Below are 19,485 nucleotides of genomic sequence, written 5' to 3' on the forward strand. Positions count from 1 at the left end.
TAGGTTTCCTCATAATAAAATTCACAATTTAGAATCTGGAAAATAAAGACCACGATTACTGCTAGTGTAGATAGCATTGATCCCCTTGCCAACCAAATGTAATAAACTGTTACAAAATAATTCATTACACTCTACTTTTAGCTATACTCTGAACAAAAAAGAAGCAATACCCTCACCCGTTTTTTATGACTTATTAATACTCTCATTCGTTATTTTAGTAACTAAGAAAACCCTTAATCATCATTTAATGATAGTTTAATTCATGGAAAATAGATAAGTGATTGAGTGTCTATTTTTCGATATTCATTTTCAGATACTTAACTAATTAATAATGAAAATTTTATTAGTACAATTATTTTTATTATGTTATTTATATAATATATTTATTTTAAAATATTTACTCTAATATTTATTATCCTTAAATGACTATAGCCACTTAAAGATAATATTAATTATTTTCTTTATTACACATTGATGAAATGTATAAATTTTTTAATTAGACTGAGATTAATCGCAAGGGAAAGTGTTAACTGTCATTTAACTGAATTTTTATGAAATAAGGCCTACCGCATATTATCGGGAGAATTTTTTAATGCTAACTCACATTATACTTGCTGCTTTAGGGCCCATTGTTCTTGGATTAGCCGTTGGTTGGCTATCGGGTAAATATGGGTTCATCAAACGAGAGTATTCCCAAGCTTTTGCTGACTTTGTTGTTAAAATAGCATTACCGTTTGCACTATTTCTTGCTGCTGCACAAGCACCACCCTCGGTATTACTCAATATTGACTATTTATTAGCATTGGCCGTAGGATTAATTGCAACATACGTGATTGGTTTTATTTTTGGTAAATTTATTTTTCGCCATAATAAAAAAGATGCAGCTATGCAAGCCTTGTCGGTATCTTTTCCTGATATGGCCTACTGTGGGCCACCTGTATTACTTGCAACTGTCGGGTCATCAGGCTTAATAGCAATGGTATTAGGTAACCTTATTTATACCGTTATTATTATTCCATTTACTCTCTTAATGATCAGCGGGTCACAACAAGGAAACAGTATCTTAAAATCTGTTGGTAAAGCCATTGCCCAACCCTTAGTTTTTCTTCCTATTCTAGGGGCAATACTGGCTATTTTGGGCGTTAAATTACCGGAGATATTACAAAATTCAGTCAATGAATTAGGGAAAACAGCAGGCGGAGTCGCCCTATTCTTCCTTGGATTACTCCTTTCTGGGATCAAACTGACAATTAGTAAGGAAATTGTATTTAACGTTTTTATTAAAAACTTTGTTCAAGCAGCCCTAATTTTAGGAACTGGACTCGCTTTAGGTTTACAAGATGATTTACTGAAAGCTGCATTTATTATTGGTGTATTACCCACCGCGACCGCAGTGCCCGCATTGGCCATTAGCAACCAAGCCTATACTGAAACCTCAGCAGGAACCGTGTTATTAAGTACATTAGCTGCCTTAATTTCGATTATTGGCGGTATCACTATCGTCGAGATGCTTTAATTTTCAATTAATGGTAGCCGATGTTTAGGCTACCATTACATTCTGCCGCCAAATTCTCTGTCGATTTAATCACCCATTATTTGCCAGATAGATCACAAAAAACGTATCATAGTGATAAATACTTTTCTTTTATACATCTGGGATACAAACAAAAAATGAAAATTAGTGATGAGTTAGCTTCTGCTATCGCTTCCGTTACCGAGGTCGCTGCAGTTGCTGCCTTCGATTGGGTGGGTAAACAAGATAAAAATGCTGCAGATAAAGCCGCGGTAGAAGCGATGAGAAATCGCCTAAATGAAATTGATTTTCATGGCAAAATTGTCATTGGTGAAGGTGAAATCGACGATGCTCCCATGCTATATATTGGTGAACAAGTTGGTAAACAATCTGGTTCTGTTGGATTAGATATTGCGGTAGATCCTATCGATGGAACTCGCATGGTCGCTTGCAATGAAAAAAATGCCATTGCCGTACTGGCGGCGGCACCAACAGGAACACTACTTCAAGCACCTGATATGTATATGGAAAAACTTGTTGTTGGGGCCGCAGCTAAAGGGGCCGTACACCTTGCCAATCCCCTAGAGAAAAATTTAGAGTTCCTTTCCTCTGCATTGAATAAACCAATCTCAAGTCTTTCAATCGCAGTGCTTGATAAACCTCGCCATCAACATATTATTAAGACTATCCGTAATTTTGGTGCAAATGTGATTACCATTCCTGATGGTGATGTACTCGCCTCATTACTGACTATCCTTCCTGAGCACCCAATTGATATGATGTATGGAACTGGCGGTGCTCCTGAAGGTATTATCAGTGCAGCCATCGCACGCGCTTTAGGTGGTGACATGCAAGCAAGGCTAGTTTCTCGAGATAAAGCTAAAGGAGATAGCGAAGAAAACAAACAACTCGCGGCACAAGAAGTTTTGCGTTGCCAACAAATGGGGTTAGAAATTGGTGAGGTTTTATCTTTAGACCAGATGGTCAGCACTTCTGATGTTATCTTTGCCGCCACAGCCATCACACCAACAATCTTGATGGATGGCGTATCAATAGATGCGTACAGCCGTATTTCGAATACCATTTTGGTTAATGGCCGTGACCGCTCGCTAAAACTGATTAATAACCGCTATTTTAATTAATACGTCTATTACCGTATGTCACATATATCAAAAGGGCTTCTTAGCCCTTTTGATTACTGCAACTTAAGATGAAAATTAACGCTCAAGAGTCATACGATTTAACATCGGAGCGGTTAAAACCATCAAAATTGCAATCACACCAGTCACTAAACCAATCTTCAAGAATACGTCACTATACACAGCCAAAGATTCGACTTTGCTGGTAAGTTCACCTTCTGGTGCCGCCGCCATTGAGGCAACATATCCCGCAATAAATGCAGCTGCTGAGTTGGTTAGGAACCATGCGCCCATAATGAAGCCCATTAAGCGTTGCGGAACTAACTGAGCCACCATCGCAAGCCCAAGGCCAGAGATCATCAGCTCACCAATGCTTTGGAAGCCGTAACAAATAATCAGCCATTCAACGGAAACAATACCGGCTTCATTTGCAAATTTAGCGCCTAGTGGTAAAACTAAGAATGCAGCTGAACATAGCAACATACCAATCGCAAACTTATGTGGCATTGGTAAGTTATCCCCCATTTTATTATAAATCGCGGCTAAAATTGGGCTTCCAATCATAATCCATAATGGGTTCAGAGCTTGATATTGCGCAGGTTCAATAGAAAAACCAAGAACTTCATGTTCTACGTTATGTAATGCAAAGAAGTTTAATGAGGTAGGCATTTGGCTATAAAGAACGAAGAATACTATCGCTTCAAGCATTAAAATCAATGCAACAATCATGCGGCGACGAGCCGTACCTTTTAGTGCTAATGTTTCTTTGATAAAGATAACTAAAATACCCAAAGAAATAATCGCTAATGCTGCACGTGCGATACCAAGGTTATGCAATAACCATGTAGAAATCGCAATTAATGCAATAACGCCTGCAACTGTAGCAACTAACCTTGAAATAACGACAGGTGCAAAGTCAGGCTTTGAGCCATGTTGAGAAACCCATTTTTTACACATATAGAAGTTAATCAATGTGATAATCAGGCCCACAACACTAAGAGAGAACGCAACATCCCAACCATAATGTTTCGCTAACCATGGCGTTGCAATCATTGAGAAAAATGAACCAATATTCACGGACATATAGTACATGGTAAATGCGCCATCTAACCGTGGGTCATCTTTTTCATAGCAAGTCGATAAGAGTGATGATGGATTCGCTTTAAATAAACCATTACCAACCGCAATAGTCGCCAAGCCAACATAGACCATCGACACATCATGCCCTGAGAAAGCAACAAATGCATACCCTGCAATCAGAGTGATTGTTCCAAGAACAATCACACGTTTTGTGCCAAGGACTTTATCCCCTAACCAGCCACCTACCGCAACAAAGCCATAAACTAACGCTGCGAACGCTGAGAAAAGTGTAATTGATTCTTTTTCTGACATACCCAGCACTTGGCTTAGGTATATTGGAAGGATCCCTTGAAGACCGTAGTAACCAAAACGTTCCCAGAGTTCGATAGAAAAAATAAGATAGAATGAGCGAGGTTGCTTAAACGCGTTAAGACTAACTTCCTCTTTGTTATTTGTTGTGGACACAAGTTACCTCTAGTACAACCTGTACATATGCAAAAAAACCACGGAACGCTCTATACGCTCTCGCATTGTTATGATCTCAAGAATTCAAAGTTGAAAAGATTCACTTTTGGTAGGAGGAGTATCATTCCCTGACCTCAAAATAAACAAAACTGTGTGTAGGCTTGTTTATGGATCTCAAACATAAATTCAATGAGTTAAAGCACATTTGATTATTTATTCAACATTAACCGGTAGATAACCCGCCAAGAACCCAATAATCAATTGAGCCATATACGGTATTTATGCACCAAAATTAAAGAATTAGCTAGTATTAATTACTACATCAATTGAATTTAATCGTGATTAACTTCAATTTTTTACAAAATTACCAAATTATTATCGATTACTAATTAGTCATTTGTTCATTAAATGTTAAGAACATTATTCTGCATTGAAACTATAATGTCGCGATTTATAACCTTATGATTTATTGCTGTAAGTATTATGTGAAACAAAAATCATCCATATCAACCAGACGCTTTTTATTTTACTGGTAGGAAAAACTTTAAAGGAGTGCGGTGAAAGGTACATGCAGATTGGAATTTTGGATAAAAAAAAGCCCAGTAGTAAACTGGGCATAATGCATTCTACTCAAGGATCTTTTGCTAAATTCAAACTATCACTACGTAGATGCATTATTACATTACTTCATGTAAAGAAATGAATGATGAGGGTAAATATATGAATGTTTACGCAAGCAAACAGTATATAGATACTACTAAGAGTGGTTATAACGGAAAAAAGTTCATCTTTTTTTAAAGTTTTTTATGTGTTTTTTGCCCAATGTGCTAATAGCAACAATTAACCATTTGATTTAGTAGAATTAATATAAAATATCTATCAATCGTTGCAGGAACTTACCTAACAAGATAACTTAGCCATTGAGCGCTTAGTCGAAAGGATGTCATGTGAAAAAAATATTTTTATTATTTTTTATCTTTATTAACGTATTTTCCCCCCAGGCTTTCGCAGAAGAGACCGCTCCACTCATCAATGAAGAAGCGCTAATCGCACTTGCAGAACAAGGGCAAGCTGAAGCTCAATTTAATTTAGGAATGTTTTATCAGTCTCATCAACAGTTTGACCAGGCTTTACACTGGTACCTTCTCTCTGCCAATCAAGGGTTTACAAAAGCTCAAATTAACCTTGGCTTAATGTACCAGCAAGGAACCGGTGTTGCACTCGATGAAAAACAAATGCTGCATTGGATGCAAACTGCAGCCGAAAATGGTGACCCTATTGGCCAGATGAATATGGCCGAATACACCTTATACGGCCTTGATAATTTATTAGAGAAAAACCCAGAAGAAGCCGAACAGTGGCTAAAAAAAGCGGCTGAGCAACATTTTCAACCTGCGATGCTCACCCTAGCCTATTGGTATGAAGAAGGAAAGGCCATCACAAAAGACCCACAAAAGGCACAAAAAATATACCTTGCTCTCGCTGAGAAAAACCACCCTCAAGCACTCTATTTATTGGGTTATCAAGCTGCAGTAGGTATGTATGATAAAACAAACTACCCCCTCGCCTTTCAATATTTTACCCGCGCCGCAGAATTAGGGTTTTCACCCGCCCAAAATAGCTTAGGTATGTTGTACTTAACTGGACAAGGCACTAAAAAAGATATCCAATCCGCCATAAAATGGCTAACCCAAGCGGCTGAACAAGGTGAAATGTCAGCTCAATTTAATGTTGCACTTATCTATGCACGCGGTGATGGTATCAAAGCTGACCAAGCGAAAGCATGCCATTGGTTTATAAAAGCTGCCCAGCAAAATAGTGCCGATGCGCAATATGCAGCAGGAGCTTGTTATCAATATGGCATGGGTGTTGAAACTGATGATAAAAAAGCCCTACGCTGGTATCAGCTTGCAGCGGCTAAAGGCCATGAAAGAGCTGAAAAGAAAGTGTTAATTTTAGAGCATCAACAGCAATAAATTCTATTTCTCAAGCTTACTGTTGTAACACCAATATAAACAAGGTAAAGAAAATCTGCATTGGTAATAACCAATGCAGGGCGTCTATCGACATATACTATGAATACAAACACTCACAATTTGCTACGGTAAATCCGCTGCGGCCGGCCAACTTTACCATACTCAATTTCAGCTTCGATTTTATCCTTCGCTAAACAATACTCCAAATAACGTCTTGCTGTGGTACGACTGAGCTTGATTGTTTCAGCAATACTTTCTGCCGTAAACTGCACATCAGGCTCTGTGAATAAAGCGAGTATTTTTTCGAGTGTAATAATATCAATACCTGTTGGAAGTTCTTCCTTAGATTCCCCACGTGCATAGGTATTAAACATATCATCAATTTTACTTTGATTCGTTTTGCTGCTGTCTTGTAAAACAGATTTACGTTGAATATATCTATCCAACGTTTGACCTAAGCGCTCGTAGGCAATTGGCTTCACCAAATAATCAAAAACGCCTAAACGAATCGCTTCAGAGACTGTATCCATATCACTTGCAGCCGTAGTAAATACAATGTCTGCATTATTTCTTTCTTGTATTAATTCGTGAACCAGATCAATGCCTTTTCCATCAGGTAAATAGTTATCTAACAAGATCAGGTCTGGTTTCATGTATTCAACCATTTTTCTTGCTTCTGCAAGGTTACCAGCAAGCCAAACTTTGTCACATGCAGGATAGGCTTTTATATATTCACTGTGCATTTCGGCAAGCAGCAACTCATCTTCCACAATGAGGATTTTTATCTTAATCATTTTATATCTTCACTTTCGGAATAAATATTGAAAATACTGTACCATGCGGTTGGTTTTCTTCAATAAGAACCGCACCATTACAGCGTTTAACATAAGACGCAACAAGATAGAGCCCGATACCATGGTTATCTGCCACATCAGTTTTGGTTGTCACACCGCGCTCGAACCATTTACTTTGAATTTCTGGCGGGAAACCACACCCCTGATCCGCGACTTCAATGACAATCTCCCTTCCTTCATCAGAAAGGTATAATTCCACTTGTTTATTACCCTGATTATTTTGCAAACTTGCTTCAAATGCATTATCAAGTAGATTCCCCAATATGGCACAAAATTCAGTACTATTTAATGAATTAGGTAATTCATGTAACTGGCTACCTGCAGTAAATTTTAATTGTAACCCTAACTCTTTGGCTCGATGGTGCTTACCAAATAATAAACCAGCGACTTGCTTATCAAAAAACTGCCCACGGAGTGTATCAATTAATTGTTGCTGAGATTCTGATTCTCCTTTAATCAGTGCCAACGCTTGGTCATACTCTTTCATTTGCAATAACCCGCTAAGTGTTGACATCCAATTAAGGTGTTCGTGCCGTAAAGTCCGTAAACTCTCTATATATTGACGAACTTGGGTCAACTGAGAGTTTAACGATTCAATATCATTTTGGCTACGAAAGCTAATAACCGCCCCCACAAGATGTTCTTCATCACGAATTGCCACACGGCTTGCAATCACATTTAGGCCATTAAACTCACAAATTACATCATGCTTGGTCGTTTCAATATCAGTAATAAAAAAATCAACTGGCGAAATATGCTCCGACACAAAAGTGCCCGTTAACTGGCCCAATGGCTTGCTTAGAGATAACATTTTCCGAGCATTAGAGTTAATATTAATTATTTTCCCTTGAATATTTACTGCGATAATACCTTCAAAAACAGCATCAAATATCCCTTTTTGCACTAAGACTAATTGCGTTATTTCTTCAGGCTCCATACCCAGCATTTGTTTTTGAATTAAACGTGAAAATGCCCACGATAAGAAGAGCAATATAATCAGTATCCCTAAAAAGGTAGCACCTGTTTGTACGAACAATTCACTACGTGATGTGTCTATTTTGTTGGATAGGTAACCAATGGACACAACGCCAATCACTTTGCCTTGTTCATCAAAAATAGGCGTCTTTGCTCTAACCGCATTTCCCATCGATCCTTCACCATTAATGAAATAGCTTTCCCCTTTCTCTAAGGCTCCTGGCTTGTTCCACTGCATTTGAAAACCAATTTTTTGGCTATTTGGATGATATAAGCGAATTGATTTTTCATCACCAATAACCACATAATCGTAGTTAGAATCTTGGTTTAGTTTGTCAGCAATAACCTTCAGCCTCGGAATATCTCTATTCTTTACTGATTGCACAACACCATCAATAGAAGCAATCAGCTTTGCTTGGCTCATCGCCAATGATTGAATGTTCGCAATCAATCGATTTTCAGCTGTATCCGTAAAATATTTACCCAACCCGAGAGTTAAAAAAACAGAAACTATCAATAACAGAAAAAATACTCGTACTGAAAATGAAACTGAATTTACTTTTTTCAATGAAGAGAGCGCATATTCTTTTTTCATGTTATATCTCGTTACTGGCTGAAAAGTAAAAATTTTGTTAACTCAATAATGATAGGATAACCGATAAATCAGATTCAAGCCAAAGGTATAATACACATATTAATAATTAAACACATTAAAACCAAGCAATAAAAAACTTATCAAGTAATTAAAAACTTTAAAACCATTAAACAAATACAATCTCATTTGAGAAACATGAAATAGGTCAAATATATTAAATACAGTACCTTTAATATAAATATCAAAGAGGGTAATTAAATAAGAAAATCTATTTGTTATTATAAGAAAAGCAAAAGAGAATTTATTTAATTAACTTTAACATTAGCAACATTTTAAAAACATCTCTAAATGAGATGCAGGATACTATTATGTTCGAAAACATAACGTTTAACCAAGTAAAACGTCATGAGAACAGGAAACTTGCTGAAATAACTCAGTTTTTAAAGGAAAACGATTTAGAGCTTGATTCAAGCATTGACGTTTTCATTACGATTTCTCGCAATGAAAAATTAATTGCGTGTGGGGGGTTAGCCAAAAATGTTATTAAGTGCGTTGCTATTAGTGATGAAGCTCGAGGTGAAGGCCTTGCATTAAAATTAGCAACAGAACTGGTTAATCTTGCTTACGAAAATAATACAACTCATTTATTTATTTATACCAAATTTCAAAATGAAAACCTATTTCAACAATGTGGTTTTCATACCATTGCCACTGTTCCTGATATTATGGTGTTGATGGAAAACAGTTGTTGTTATCTAAAGCGTTATATCGAAAGTTTAAAAGCACAACGTAAAGAAGGAAAAAAGATTGGTGCAATCGTCATGAATGCCAATCCCTTCACCCTAGGCCACCGCTATTTAATAGAGCAAGCTGCGAAAGCCTGTGATTGGCTACACCTATTTGTTGTCAAAGAAGACACATCGCGTTTTCCTTATAAAGTAAGATTAAATTTAATCGAAGCAGGAACCAAAGGAATAGAAAACCTCACTATTCATAAAGGCTCCGAATATATTATTTCTCGGGCGACTTTTCCTTGCTACTTTATTAAAGACAAAACGGTTGCTAATAACTGTTATACCGAAATAGACATTAAGATATTTCGCCAATATATCGCCCCTGCTCTGGGGATAACCCATCGATTCGTAGGCTCGGAACCTTTTTGCCAAGTCACCAACCAATATAACCAAGACATGCGCTTTTGGTTAAAAACCGATGCTATGAATTTTCCACCTATAGAACTCGTTGAATTTCCGCGAACAATCATCAATGGAACGGCAGTTTCTGCCTCACAAGTGAGACGATTGCTCGTTAAAAAAGATCTTGCGGCAATTAAGCCGATTGTGCCTGAGGCAACCTATCAATATTTGCAAGAAATGGTTGCCAACCAAATCGCATCAGCTCAAAGCCACACCGAAAGTTCTGAATTAGCCATAGGTGAAATATGAAGATAAAGCACGCAGCAGTAGCTGGCACACTTGAATCAAGTGATGTCATGGTTCGCATAGAACCGCTAGAAGACACTCAAGAGGTCTCAATACAAATTACCAGTAGCGTTGAAAAACAGTTTGGAGATGCTATCGCAAAAATCGTACAAGACGTTATCCAACAACATGATATCCAAGGGGCACAAATCATTGTAGATGATAAAGGTGCTCTGGAATGTGTACTTAAAGCCCGTTTAGAAGCTTTACTGGCTCGCGCCTGTGATATCGACTACCTGCCTTGGGAGGATAAATAATGACTCCAGAACAAAAATCACGTACACGCAGAAGTATGCTATTTGTTCCCGGTTCCAATGCAGCGATGTTGAGCAATTCCTTTATTTATAAAGCCGACGCTTTGATGTTCGACCTTGAGGACTCAGTCACTTTACGCGAAAAAGATACCGCTCGTCGCTTAGTTTACCATGCATTGCAACATCCACTTTATCAAGATATTGAAACCATTGTACGGGTCAATGCATTAGATTCCGCTTTTGGTGTTGCTGACCTTGAAGCGGTTGTTCGCGGTGGTGCGAAAGTCGTCCGTCTTCCTAAAACGGATACTGCGCAAGATGTGATTGATATTGAAAGTGAAATCTTACGTATAGAAAAAAGTTGTGGCCGTGAAGAAGGTAGTACAGGTTTGTTAGCGGCTATCGAATCACCAATGGGCATCACTCAAGCAGTGAATATTGCTCATTCATCACCAAGACTTATAGGCATCGCATTAGGTGCCGAGGACTATGTCCGCAATTTGCGCACCGAGCGGTCTCCAGACGGCGTAGAACTCCTCTATGCTCGGTGCGCCATTTTACAAGCCGCTCGCTCAGCAGGTATTCAAGCATTTGATACCGTTTATTCTGATGCGAATAATGAAGAAGGTTTCCTACGCGAAGCCGCTCACATTAAACAACTCGGCTTTGATGGCAAATCATTAATTAACCCAAGACAAATTGAGTTACTTCATAATTTATATGCACCAACTCAAAAAGAAGTCGACCATGCACAGCGTGTTGTTGAAGCCGCTGATGCTGCAGCCCTTGAAGGTAAAGGCGTAGTTTCATTGAACGGAAAAATGGTCGATGGCCCAGTTATTGACAGAGCTCGCCTCGTGTTATCACGAGCAGCATTATCAGGAATTAGGGAAGAGTGAGGCAATAAAAATGACAAATAATACTCAGCGCCAGGCTCGCGTATCAGCCTACTTACAACCAAATATTGACGATGTTCTACGTGAATTTAAAGATATCGGTAAAGTACAGCAGCAGGTGCAAAAACCGAGAAATCGCAAATTGTGTGATGATTTGCAAGTCGCTATTCGTCGTTCTGGCCTTAAAGACGGTATGACAATTTCTTTCCATCACGCCTTCCGTGGTGGAGATCTTACCGTCAACATGGTAATGCAAGTTATTGCAGAGATGGGCTTTCGCAACTTAACACTTGCATCCAGTTCATTGAGTGCTTGCCATTCACCACTTGTTGAACATATTCGTCATGGCGTTATTCGTAAGATTTATACCTCTGGTATCCGAGGCCCACTCGCTGAAGCCATTTCACGCGGCGAATTAGAAGAACCTGTACAAATTCATTCACATGGTGGAAGAGCTAATTTGATTCATAGCGGTGAACTCGTTATTGATGTGGCATTTATTGGCGTACCATCATGTGATGAATACGGTAATGCAAACGGATATACCGGAACGGCTTGCTGTGGTTCTTTAGGTTACGCCAAAATTGATGCAGAAACTGCAAAAAAAGTGGTGATGTTAACGGAAGAAATACTCGATTACCCCCACAACCCATCCAGTATTAAACAGGATGAAGTCGATTATATCGTCAAAGTTAAACGTGTGGGTGATGCGGATAAAATCGGGGCAGATGCGACTCGTATGACGTCAAACCCTCGTGAGCTTCTGATTGCTCGTACTGCTGCTGATGTTATCGAAAAGTCGGGCTACTTCAAAGAGGGTTTTTCACTACAAACCGGTACGGGTGGTGCTTCTCTTGCCGTTACTCGTTTCCTTGAAGATAAAATGAGACGCCATAATATTACTGCAGGATTTGCCTTAGGTGGCATCACATCAACCATTGTCGACTTGCATGAAAAAGGCTTAATTCGCAAATTATTAGACGTTCAAAGCTTCGATAAAGCAGCGGCTGAGTCGCTCGCTCGCAACCCAAATCACATTGAAATCAGTGCAAATCAATACGCTTGTTTTGATTCAAAAGGTGCATCTGTTGATATGCTTGATGTCGTTGTGTTGAGTGCGTTAGAAATCGATACACGCTTTAATGTCAATGTATTAACGGGTTCTGATGGTGTTATTCGTGGTGCATCTGGTGGCCATAGCGATACTGCCGTTGCCTCTAAACTGTCTATTATTGTTGCCCCTCTAGTGCGTGGACGCATTCCAACTTTAGTGGACGAAGTGCTCACTTGCGTAACGCCGGGATCAAGTGTGGATATTTTGGTCACTGACCATGGGATCACCGTTAACCCTGCTCGCCCTGAATTAAAACAGCAACTTGAAAACCAAGGTATCAAAACCGTTTCAATGAGCTGGTTAAGAGAGCGTGCACAATTACTCACTGGAACGCCTAACCCAATTGAATTTACAGATAAAGTCGTTGCTGTTGTGCGTTATCGTGATGGCTCAGTCATTGATGTTGTACATCAAGTGAAGGAGTAAACTATGTTTTGCCCACTGCCTGATACTCAAGAGCAATTTGAAATTTCTTTACCTGAACTGTTGGATAGCCGAGATGCCCGTCTGGCTCGTCAACAAGCATGGATTGGTCTCCATCAGGTAACCTTGATTTCATTTACTGTCGTTTTTCCAGGAGCTGTCAAAGACAACTCTCTTGTTAGACATGTGTTTAATCAGGGCCTAAATGCGCTTAAACAAATTGCTTCATGCGGGCAGTGGGTGTTTTTATCACAACAATCGTGGTCGCTAAAAACTGGGCCGGAATGTTTGGTCGCTGTTGATGGCGATGCTATCGAGATTAAAAAGGCGTTAATTCACCTAGAAGAGTCGTCCCCCGTTGGTCGATTATGGGATTTTGATGTATTTGATGCGAATGGGCAGCAATATTCGCGCTCCCAGTTAAATTTACCACCAAGGCAATGCTTAGTTTGTGAAAATGAAGCGAAAATTTGTGCTCGTCAACGGACACATTCATTGGTAGAGATACTTAATCGTATTGAGGAGCTAGCGAATGCAACCTATTAAACAGCTCAGCCATATAAGTGAGAAATTAACTCGCTATTACAGCCAATTAGCATGGCAAGCGATGTTAGCCGAAGTGAATTTGACACCTAAACCTGGATTAGTTGATAAACACAATACCGGCGCTCATAAAGATATGGCACTCACTGACTTTCATTTAAGTGCCAATGCCATCGCGGTACATTTTCCTCGATTTTTACAGGCAGGTGCTCAATATAAAAATTGTCTTATCGATCAACTATTACCCCTCATTCGTCCTATCGGCATAGATTGCGAGAAGTCGATGTTCCGCGCGACTAAAGGGGTTAACACCCATAAAGGCAGTATTTTTTCCTTGGGTTTAGTTTTAACCGCAATAGGCCGTTTGATTGCACAACAACAATTTGTTTCACCTGAAAGTGTAAGCTTATTGGTTGCCAGTATGTGTAAGGGAATTACCAATGAACTTAAACAAAAAACCGAAAACCCTACCGCAGGCCGCCGCTTATATCAGGAACATGGGTTAACAGGCGCAAGAGGTGAAGCGGAAGGCGGTTATTCGTTAGTAATCAAACATTCACTTCCTTATTATTTGCAACAACTTGCTAAAGGTAAACTAGCCGATATCGCCCTACTCGATACCTTAATTCTACTCATGAGCCTGAATGATGATACAAATATTGTTAATCGTGGTGGCGTCAACGGATTAACATGGGTAAAGCAACGCGCAGAACAGCTATTAGTCACTGGTATTAATACCCATGATGACTTAGTTAAGGTTAAACAATTCGACAGTGAATGTATTCAACTAAACATGAGTCCAGGAGGAAGTGCGGATTTATTAATTTTGACTTGGTTTTTTGCCCGATTACCCAGCCAGTCTTTAATTAACATGAAGTAATTATTTTAATATCAATTAACACAGGAATAATTTAAAAAATAAAAAACAAATTAACCAAATAAAAACCAATTAATTATTTAAATAAATTATATACCTTAGAATGAATGAGTAATGAAAATAAGATTCATTATATTCATTCAAGATACAGCCATATTAAAAACATTGTCATTTTAACAAATTCCTAATATTAAAGTTCATTCAATTTAATATTAAATAAATTTAATATTGATTTAATCAAGGAAATTGGCTTATGCAAAAAGAAAAAATATGGAAGCTATTAGTCTTAATAGCCATTCCAATTATTATTGCTTTAATACCAACACCTGCGGGGCTACCACATATTGCATGGTTGCTATTTGGTCTTTACCTTGCCGCTATTGTTGGATTGGTACTTAAACCCTATTCAGAGCCTGTTATTTTATTAGCCACTATTGCTGCCAGTGCGGTAATTATTGGGGTAACAGGGACTAAAGATGTCAAAGCAAGTGAAGTTTTAAGCGGATATGCATCCGGTACGACATGGCTTGTATTTGCTGCATTTACTCTGAGTGCTGCCTTTGTTATTACTGGTTTAGGTAAACGTCTTTCTTATATTTTGATTGGCAAGTTAGGCGGTACAACATTAGGGCTCGGTTATGTAACCGCAATCCTTGATTTAATTATCGCGCCTGCGACGCCATCTAATACCGCACGTGCTGGAGGGATTGTTTTCCCAATCATCAATAGTGTGGCCGTTGCTTTAGGGTCTGATCCAGAGAAAAGCCCACGAAAAGCGGGTCACTACCTCCTCGTCAACGTCTATATGGTGACCAAAACCACCAGCTATATGTTCTTAACCGCAATGGCACCGAATGCACTCGCCCTTGCCATGATGAGTGACATTATGGGCATCCATTTAAGTTGGGGCGGATGGGCGCTTGCAGCCTCTGTACCTGGTTTAATTATGCTGATTTTGACGCCATTAATGATCTACAAACTGTATCCACCTGAGTTGAAAAAGGTGAACAATAAAGAGATCGCAGCCAAAGGCCTTGAAGATTTAGGCCCAATGACTATGCGTGAAAAATTGCTAGGTATTGTCTTCATTATCGCGCTGTGCGGCTGGATTTTCTCTGATCTTATCGGGGTCAGCGCTTCTAGCGTCGCGATTGCGGTTATGGCATTAACTCTGATCCTCGGTGTTGTAACTTGGGATGACGTGCTGAAGAATAAAGGCGGCTGGAATACCCTGATTTGGTACGGTGGTATTATCAGTATGTCAGGCGTACTCACAAAAGCAGGTTTCTTCAAGTGGCTCGCAGATACCATGAGCCAATACCTTTCTTTCGGTGACCAAGCAATGCTAGCGTTCTTTGTCATCATGTTCATCAGTGTTGCCATTCGCTACTTATTCGCCTCTGGTGGTGCCTACGTTGCAGCCATGGTTCCGGTATTTGCCACTGTGGGTATGGTTGCTGGGGCTCCTCCGATGTTGCTCGCACTGGGATTATTGTTCTCAAATGCCTACGGCGGAAGCGTTACTCACTATGGCGGCGCGGCAGCACCTATCGTATTCGGTGCAGGTTATAACGATATCCGTTCCTGGTGGATCATCGGTGGGTTAGTTGCCTTCATTAGTTTATTCGTTCACATGACTATCGGTTTAGGTTGGTGGGAAATTTTAATCAGTACTGGATTAATTTAATTCTTAGTCAATAAATCGACACGACGGGCACCATCATGATTGTGCCCTACTTAACAACAAAATGATTAATTTCTCGCTGTTCCAGAGTTATTTGCAGTCTTGGCGCTATAACGTGAATTTTATTGGAGCAAGCTTAATTTTTTCTTAGATTTACCTAATAATATTAGCCCAGCTTACCCTAAATAGTTCACGTTGTAGCAAGGCGGCAAAACAAAGACATCCCAAGGAGCATACATCAGTATGTAACTTGGGTGGCTGAGTGTAGCCAACACAGCTACAGCGTAATACTTAACGGGTTGGTTCACCCTCATTGTATTCACGGGTTTACCCTAAATAGTTCACGTTGTAGCAAGGCGGCAAAACAAAGACATCCCAAGGAGCATACATCAGTATGTGACTTGGGTGGCTGAGTGTAGCCAACACAGCTACAGCGCGAAATATGACGGGTAAACAGATGAAAAAAATCCCTTGCACACTAATGCGTGGCGGAACTTCAAAAGGCGTATTTCTATTAGCCGATGACCTTCCCACTGATATTCAACAACGTGATGAACTGATCCTCGCTATTATGGGTTCTGGCCATGCTTTGCAAATTGATGGCATTGGTGGAGGCAGCCCACAGACCAGTAAAGTCGCTATTATTAGCCCTTCCTCCCACCCTGATGCCGATATTGATTACCTATTTGCTCAGGTTTCTATTACTGAACGTCTTGTTGATACAGCACCGAATTGCGGCAATATTCTTTGTGCAGTGGGTTCTTTTGCTATTGAAAAAGGATTGGTGCCCATCACGGGTGAAACAACCACGGTTAGGATCCGCAATGTAAATACGAATACTTTCATCAACTCTAGAGTACAAACCCCTGATGGCCATGTAACTTATGATGGTAATACCGAAATTGCTAGCGTACCCGGCCATGCAGCGCCTGTTGCACTGACATTTTTAAATGCTTGTGGAACAAAAACAGGGAAATTGCTCCCTACAGGCCATGCGATTGATACTATTGAAGGTATTGATGTCAGCTGCATTGATATGGCGACGCCAGTGGTATTAATTGATGCCCCTCAGCTTAACAAAACAGGTTATGAAACCGCGGAACAACTTGAAGCAGATACCGAGTTTATGCAAAAGCTAGAGGCTATTCGTATAAAAGCGGGTGCAATGATGGGGCTTGGTGATGTAAGTAAAAAAGTCATTCCTAAACCCATATTGATTTCACCTGCCATTCACGGTGGAACAATTAATGTCCGCTATTTTATGCCACATAAATGCCATGGTGCGCTTGCCGTAACGGGTGCTATTGCCATTGCCACAAGCACTATGATCCCGGACAGTATTACTCAGCAATACATTCAGCCTGTTGATATGAGCAACATTTCCATTGAGCATTTAAGTGGTAAATTTGAGGTATCATTAAGCCCGCAAGGCAACTCACCGGAAGGGCTTCAAGCTTCAATTGTTCGTACGGCAAGAAAACTGTTTGAAGGCAACGTATACGTTCCTTAAAACTAATAATAGCCTGCCTCTTATCTAGAGGCAGGTGATGAATTTTATTTTTCTGCAAGTAACGGTTCAAAATTGCCATCAATGTAATAGGAAACTTGATGAGCTTCATCTGGCGTCGGCAATTCCAACTTCCCGGCCATTTTTTCCATCACTTGTTCCGGTACCGCATATTGACGCTGTTGATTTTGTTGCCGCCACTGTTTAAATGGTACTTCCAAGTAAACTAAATGGATTTTTGCTTGATAGCGTTCAAATAAACTGATCATTGTTCCCCGTAATGAGGCACTCAGTGACGTCGCATTCCAAATAAAATGGGTTTTCGTGCGTAATAACTGTTTCGCTTGTTCTTTCGCTTGCTGAGCGACCCACCCTTGTGCATTTTTATCTGCTGGGTTGATTTTATGTTCTCGGCGAATATCATCTAAACAAACTACTGCCGTTTGTGGGTAAAACCGTTTGATGAAATGGTCTTTTCCCATCCCCGGTAAACCACATAACATAATCACTTCGCTTCCATCCTCTTCAAAAGGCTGGTAATCCGTGGTGCCTTTTTGATGATGAAAATACTGGAAGCGCCCAGCCGCTGACGCAAATAATTTAGGTTGGTTCCAGCAGCCCTGCTCACGGCAGAACAACTCAAATAGCTCGATTCTGACCAATAATTCTGCTTTATCTTCACACGTACGCCCTATCGCATCAGCTTTCGCTAACATGCACAATAAAGACATTTCAACCCGTAAAGATGCGGCAAATAACGTGCGTTCAGGATCTGGCTTTTCCATTAACCAAAGCGGTAAACCATGGAATCGAACTAAAGCCGCAATTTGTTCGCGAATAGCAAAAGGAGTTTCTATTTGTCGAAATAATATATTTCGTACAGATAACTCACCTTTTTTGGCATGTCCAGGTGAATGGATCCGCCCCTCTTCATCTTCTTTTGTCGTACTGCGTTTTTCGATGTCATGCAGCAAGGCTGCAGCCCAAACGATTTGTTGTTTAAGCTCAGGAAGCTGTTGATATTCAGACAAACCTTCTAAAGCAGCTAACACCATTTGGGTGTGAATAGCCACGTTACCTTCCGCATGGTGCAAGCGGTCTTGCGGCACATACTGCATATCACGCACAAAATCGAACTGTTTTTCAAGCTGTGTCCAATCACGACATTGGGTTAATTGCCAACTCATGGTTGTTCTCCTTGTAATTCAAAGGCCAGCTTGGCTCTCTGCCAATGCCGCTTCCAGTGGATATCCGTTTTAACATGGTTTTTACGCACATATTTGAAAACATGCGCCATAAAATCATCCACATGAAAGCCTTGGCTATCGCGGCTCACAATACCTTCCATGCTACAAGATTTACCCGTGTGAGTATCACGCGCAATAAATTGGCTATCTAATGATGCTGCAGTAATTAATGAACTTGCATATTCTTGCTTGCTCATGTGTTTACTGAGTGATAAATCTAATTGAGGGACGGTTGGAAAATCAAATAGAGCCGCATAAAATTGCACCTCTTCCCAACTGAGCCAATACTCCCCCTGCCTCACCGCAAATACATAGAAGTAATCTTCAATATGTTGATATTCAATGGAATGTATTGCGTAAAGGTTCTCACCGAATAGTTCAATATCCCCTAAATCATCTTTAATCAGCTGCCAACGTTGGCGAATTTGCTGGCTCCATGCTGATTGGGTTGGCGCTCCATGAGAGCGTGCAAAAACCCCGTGACGGTTTAAACAATTATTTTCACCATCCAGTTTTTCTGTATGAACCAGTTTGTCTATATTTTGGATGTGCGACCACCAATCGCTATTGATGCGATCATCACTCGTCGTACCCGGGGAGAACGGATAGTGATACGTTCTACCATACTTTCTTGATTGCATATTCATCATGCTTTCTCTAAAGAAATAGAAATAACCACAAATCTTTTTGCTAGATTTGCGTCTTTAATTGTTGAGAAATCAAGTGTAGGTATTACATATCTATTCCGAGTGACGGCCTCATTTTTACTTGGCTAATGGTTAAAATTAGCGAAATTGCAGGAAAACAATTGAATTTTAGTCTATTTGTCAAGAAAAAGGCTATCAATTTATTCCTAATTTAG

At 39.8% G+C, this 19,485-nt stretch carries 16 protein-coding genes; 11 read left to right on the forward strand and 5 right to left on the reverse strand.

Translation table 11 applies throughout. From position 1 onward, the window contains the following. Positions 1–592 precede the first annotated feature (592 nt). Positions 593–1,516, forward strand: coding sequence for an AEC family transporter (locus PR809_RS00755; RefSeq protein WP_102139280.1), 924 nt, complete (start codon positions 593–595; stop codon positions 1,514–1,516). Between the two features lie 161 nt (positions 1,517–1,677). After that, positions 1,678–2,655: a class II fructose-bisphosphatase gene (glpX, locus tag PR809_RS00760; RefSeq protein WP_181490166.1), complete on the forward strand. Its 978-nt coding sequence runs from the start codon at positions 1,678–1,680 to the stop codon at positions 2,653–2,655. Between the two features lie 75 nt (positions 2,656–2,730). On the opposite strand, the gene dtpA is transcribed toward glpX, so the two are convergent. Next, positions 2,731–4,197: a dipeptide/tripeptide permease DtpA gene (gene dtpA, locus PR809_RS00765; RefSeq protein WP_102139282.1), complete on the reverse strand. Its 1,467-nt coding sequence runs from the start codon at positions 4,195–4,197 to the stop codon at positions 2,731–2,733. A gap of 947 nt (positions 4,198–5,144) precedes the next feature. Between dtpA and PR809_RS00770 the strand changes: the two genes are divergently transcribed. Continuing rightward, positions 5,145–6,173 (forward strand): tetratricopeptide repeat protein, encoded by a 1,029-nt coding sequence (locus PR809_RS00770; RefSeq protein WP_206276549.1) that lies wholly within the window; start codon positions 5,145–5,147, stop codon positions 6,171–6,173. Positions 6,174–6,286: 113 nt separating this feature from the next. On the opposite strand, the gene dpiA is transcribed toward PR809_RS00770, so the two are convergent. Together dpiA and dpiB are read right to left on the reverse strand one after the other, a co-directional pair. Next, positions 6,287–6,967 (reverse strand): two-component response regulator DpiA, encoded by a 681-nt coding sequence (gene dpiA / locus PR809_RS00775; protein ID WP_102139284.1) that lies wholly within the window; start codon positions 6,965–6,967, stop codon positions 6,287–6,289. A gap of 1 nt (position 6,968) precedes the next feature. After that, positions 6,969–8,597: a sensor histidine kinase DpiB gene (gene dpiB / locus PR809_RS00780; RefSeq protein ID WP_210848746.1), complete on the reverse strand. Its 1,629-nt coding sequence runs from the start codon at positions 8,595–8,597 to the stop codon at positions 6,969–6,971. 368 nt (positions 8,598–8,965) lie between these two features. On the opposite strand from dpiB, the gene citC reads away from it, so the two are divergent. The 8 genes from citC to PR809_RS00820 all read left to right on the forward strand — a co-directional run bounded on the left by citC (position 8,966) and on the right by PR809_RS00820 (position 17,379). Continuing rightward, positions 8,966–10,042 carry a [citrate (pro-3S)-lyase] ligase gene (gene citC / locus PR809_RS00785; RefSeq protein ID WP_168222830.1) on the forward strand — a complete coding sequence of 359 codons (1,077 nt, stop codon included), beginning with the start codon at positions 8,966–8,968 and terminating at the stop codon, positions 10,040–10,042. Beyond that, positions 10,039–10,335: a citrate lyase acyl carrier protein gene (gene citD, locus PR809_RS00790; protein WP_102139287.1), complete on the forward strand. Its 297-nt coding sequence runs from the start codon at positions 10,039–10,041 to the stop codon at positions 10,333–10,335. Before citC ends, citD begins: the two co-directional genes overlap by 4 nt. Beyond that, entirely contained in the window at positions 10,335–11,231 is an 897-nt protein-coding gene (gene citE, locus PR809_RS00795; protein ID WP_102139288.1) for a citrate (pro-3S)-lyase subunit beta, read from the forward strand. Before citD ends, citE begins: the two co-directional genes overlap by 1 nt. A gap of 10 nt (positions 11,232–11,241) precedes the next feature. Then, positions 11,242–12,768 carry a citrate lyase subunit alpha gene (citF, locus tag PR809_RS00800; protein ID WP_102139289.1) on the forward strand — a complete coding sequence of 509 codons (1,527 nt, stop codon included), beginning with the start codon at positions 11,242–11,244 and terminating at the stop codon, positions 12,766–12,768. A 3-nt stretch (positions 12,769–12,771) separates the two neighbouring features. Further along, positions 12,772–13,311, forward strand: a complete 540-nt coding sequence (gene citX / locus PR809_RS00805) for a citrate lyase holo-[acyl-carrier protein] synthase (protein ID WP_206276547.1) — start codon at positions 12,772–12,774, stop codon at positions 13,309–13,311. Further along, positions 13,298–14,188, forward strand: coding sequence for a triphosphoribosyl-dephospho-CoA synthase CitG (gene citG, locus PR809_RS00810; RefSeq protein ID WP_206276546.1), 891 nt, complete (start codon positions 13,298–13,300; stop codon positions 14,186–14,188). Before citX ends, citG begins: the two co-directional genes overlap by 14 nt. A gap of 250 nt (positions 14,189–14,438) precedes the next feature. Then, positions 14,439–15,872 (forward strand): anion permease, encoded by a 1,434-nt coding sequence (locus PR809_RS00815; RefSeq protein ID WP_102139292.1) that lies wholly within the window; start codon positions 14,439–14,441, stop codon positions 15,870–15,872. A 454-nt stretch (positions 15,873–16,326) separates the two neighbouring features. After that, positions 16,327–17,379 carry a 4-oxalomesaconate tautomerase gene (locus tag PR809_RS00820; RefSeq protein ID WP_206276544.1) on the forward strand — a complete coding sequence of 351 codons (1,053 nt, stop codon included), beginning with the start codon at positions 16,327–16,329 and terminating at the stop codon, positions 17,377–17,379. A 44-nt stretch (positions 17,380–17,423) separates the two neighbouring features. On the opposite strand, the gene PR809_RS00825 is transcribed toward PR809_RS00820, so the two are convergent. Continuing rightward, positions 17,424–18,563, reverse strand: a complete 1,140-nt coding sequence (locus PR809_RS00825) for an AAA family ATPase (protein ID WP_206276543.1) — start codon at positions 18,561–18,563, stop codon at positions 17,424–17,426. Continuing rightward, a complete protein-coding gene (locus PR809_RS00830; RefSeq protein WP_195698775.1) occupies positions 18,560–19,270 on the reverse strand; it encodes an RNA ligase family protein in 711 nt (236 codons plus the stop codon). Before PR809_RS00830 ends, PR809_RS00825 begins: the two co-directional genes overlap by 4 nt. Positions 19,271–19,485 lie beyond the last annotated feature (215 nt).

The sequence above is a fragment of the Providencia sp. PROV201 genome (genome assembly GCF_028479545.1).
GTDB classification, from domain to species: Bacteria; Pseudomonadota; Gammaproteobacteria; order Enterobacterales; family Enterobacteriaceae; genus Providencia; species Providencia huaxiensis.

Excerpts from the sequence above, each read along its gene's own strand:
- PR809_RS00755 (WP_102139280.1), top strand. The coding sequence starts at position 593 with ATGCTAACTCACATTATACTTGCTGCTTTAGGGCCCATTGTTCTTGGA.
- dpiA (WP_102139284.1), bottom strand. The coding sequence starts at position 6,967 with ATGATTAAGATAAAAATCCTCATTGTGGAAGATGAGTTGCTGCTTGCC.
- dpiB (WP_210848746.1), bottom strand. The coding sequence starts at position 8,597 with ATGAAAAAAGAATATGCGCTCTCTTCATTGAAAAAAGTAAATTCAGTT.
- citC (WP_168222830.1), top strand. The coding sequence starts at position 8,966 with ATGTTCGAAAACATAACGTTTAACCAAGTAAAACGTCATGAGAACAGG.
- citD (WP_102139287.1), top strand. The coding sequence starts at position 10,039 with ATGAAGATAAAGCACGCAGCAGTAGCTGGCACACTTGAATCAAGTGAT.
- citE (WP_102139288.1), top strand. The coding sequence starts at position 10,335 with ATGACTCCAGAACAAAAATCACGTACACGCAGAAGTATGCTATTTGTT.
- citF (WP_102139289.1), top strand. The coding sequence starts at position 11,242 with ATGACAAATAATACTCAGCGCCAGGCTCGCGTATCAGCCTACTTACAA.
- citX (WP_206276547.1), top strand. The coding sequence starts at position 12,772 with ATGTTTTGCCCACTGCCTGATACTCAAGAGCAATTTGAAATTTCTTTA.
- citG (WP_206276546.1), top strand. The coding sequence starts at position 13,298 with ATGCAACCTATTAAACAGCTCAGCCATATAAGTGAGAAATTAACTCGC.
- PR809_RS00815 (WP_102139292.1), top strand. The coding sequence starts at position 14,439 with ATGCAAAAAGAAAAAATATGGAAGCTATTAGTCTTAATAGCCATTCCA.
- PR809_RS00820 (WP_206276544.1), top strand. The coding sequence starts at position 16,327 with ATGAAAAAAATCCCTTGCACACTAATGCGTGGCGGAACTTCAAAAGGC.
- PR809_RS00825 (WP_206276543.1), bottom strand. The coding sequence starts at position 18,563 with ATGAGTTGGCAATTAACCCAATGTCGTGATTGGACACAGCTTGAAAAA.
- PR809_RS00830 (WP_195698775.1), bottom strand. The coding sequence starts at position 19,270 with ATGAATATGCAATCAAGAAAGTATGGTAGAACGTATCACTATCCGTTC.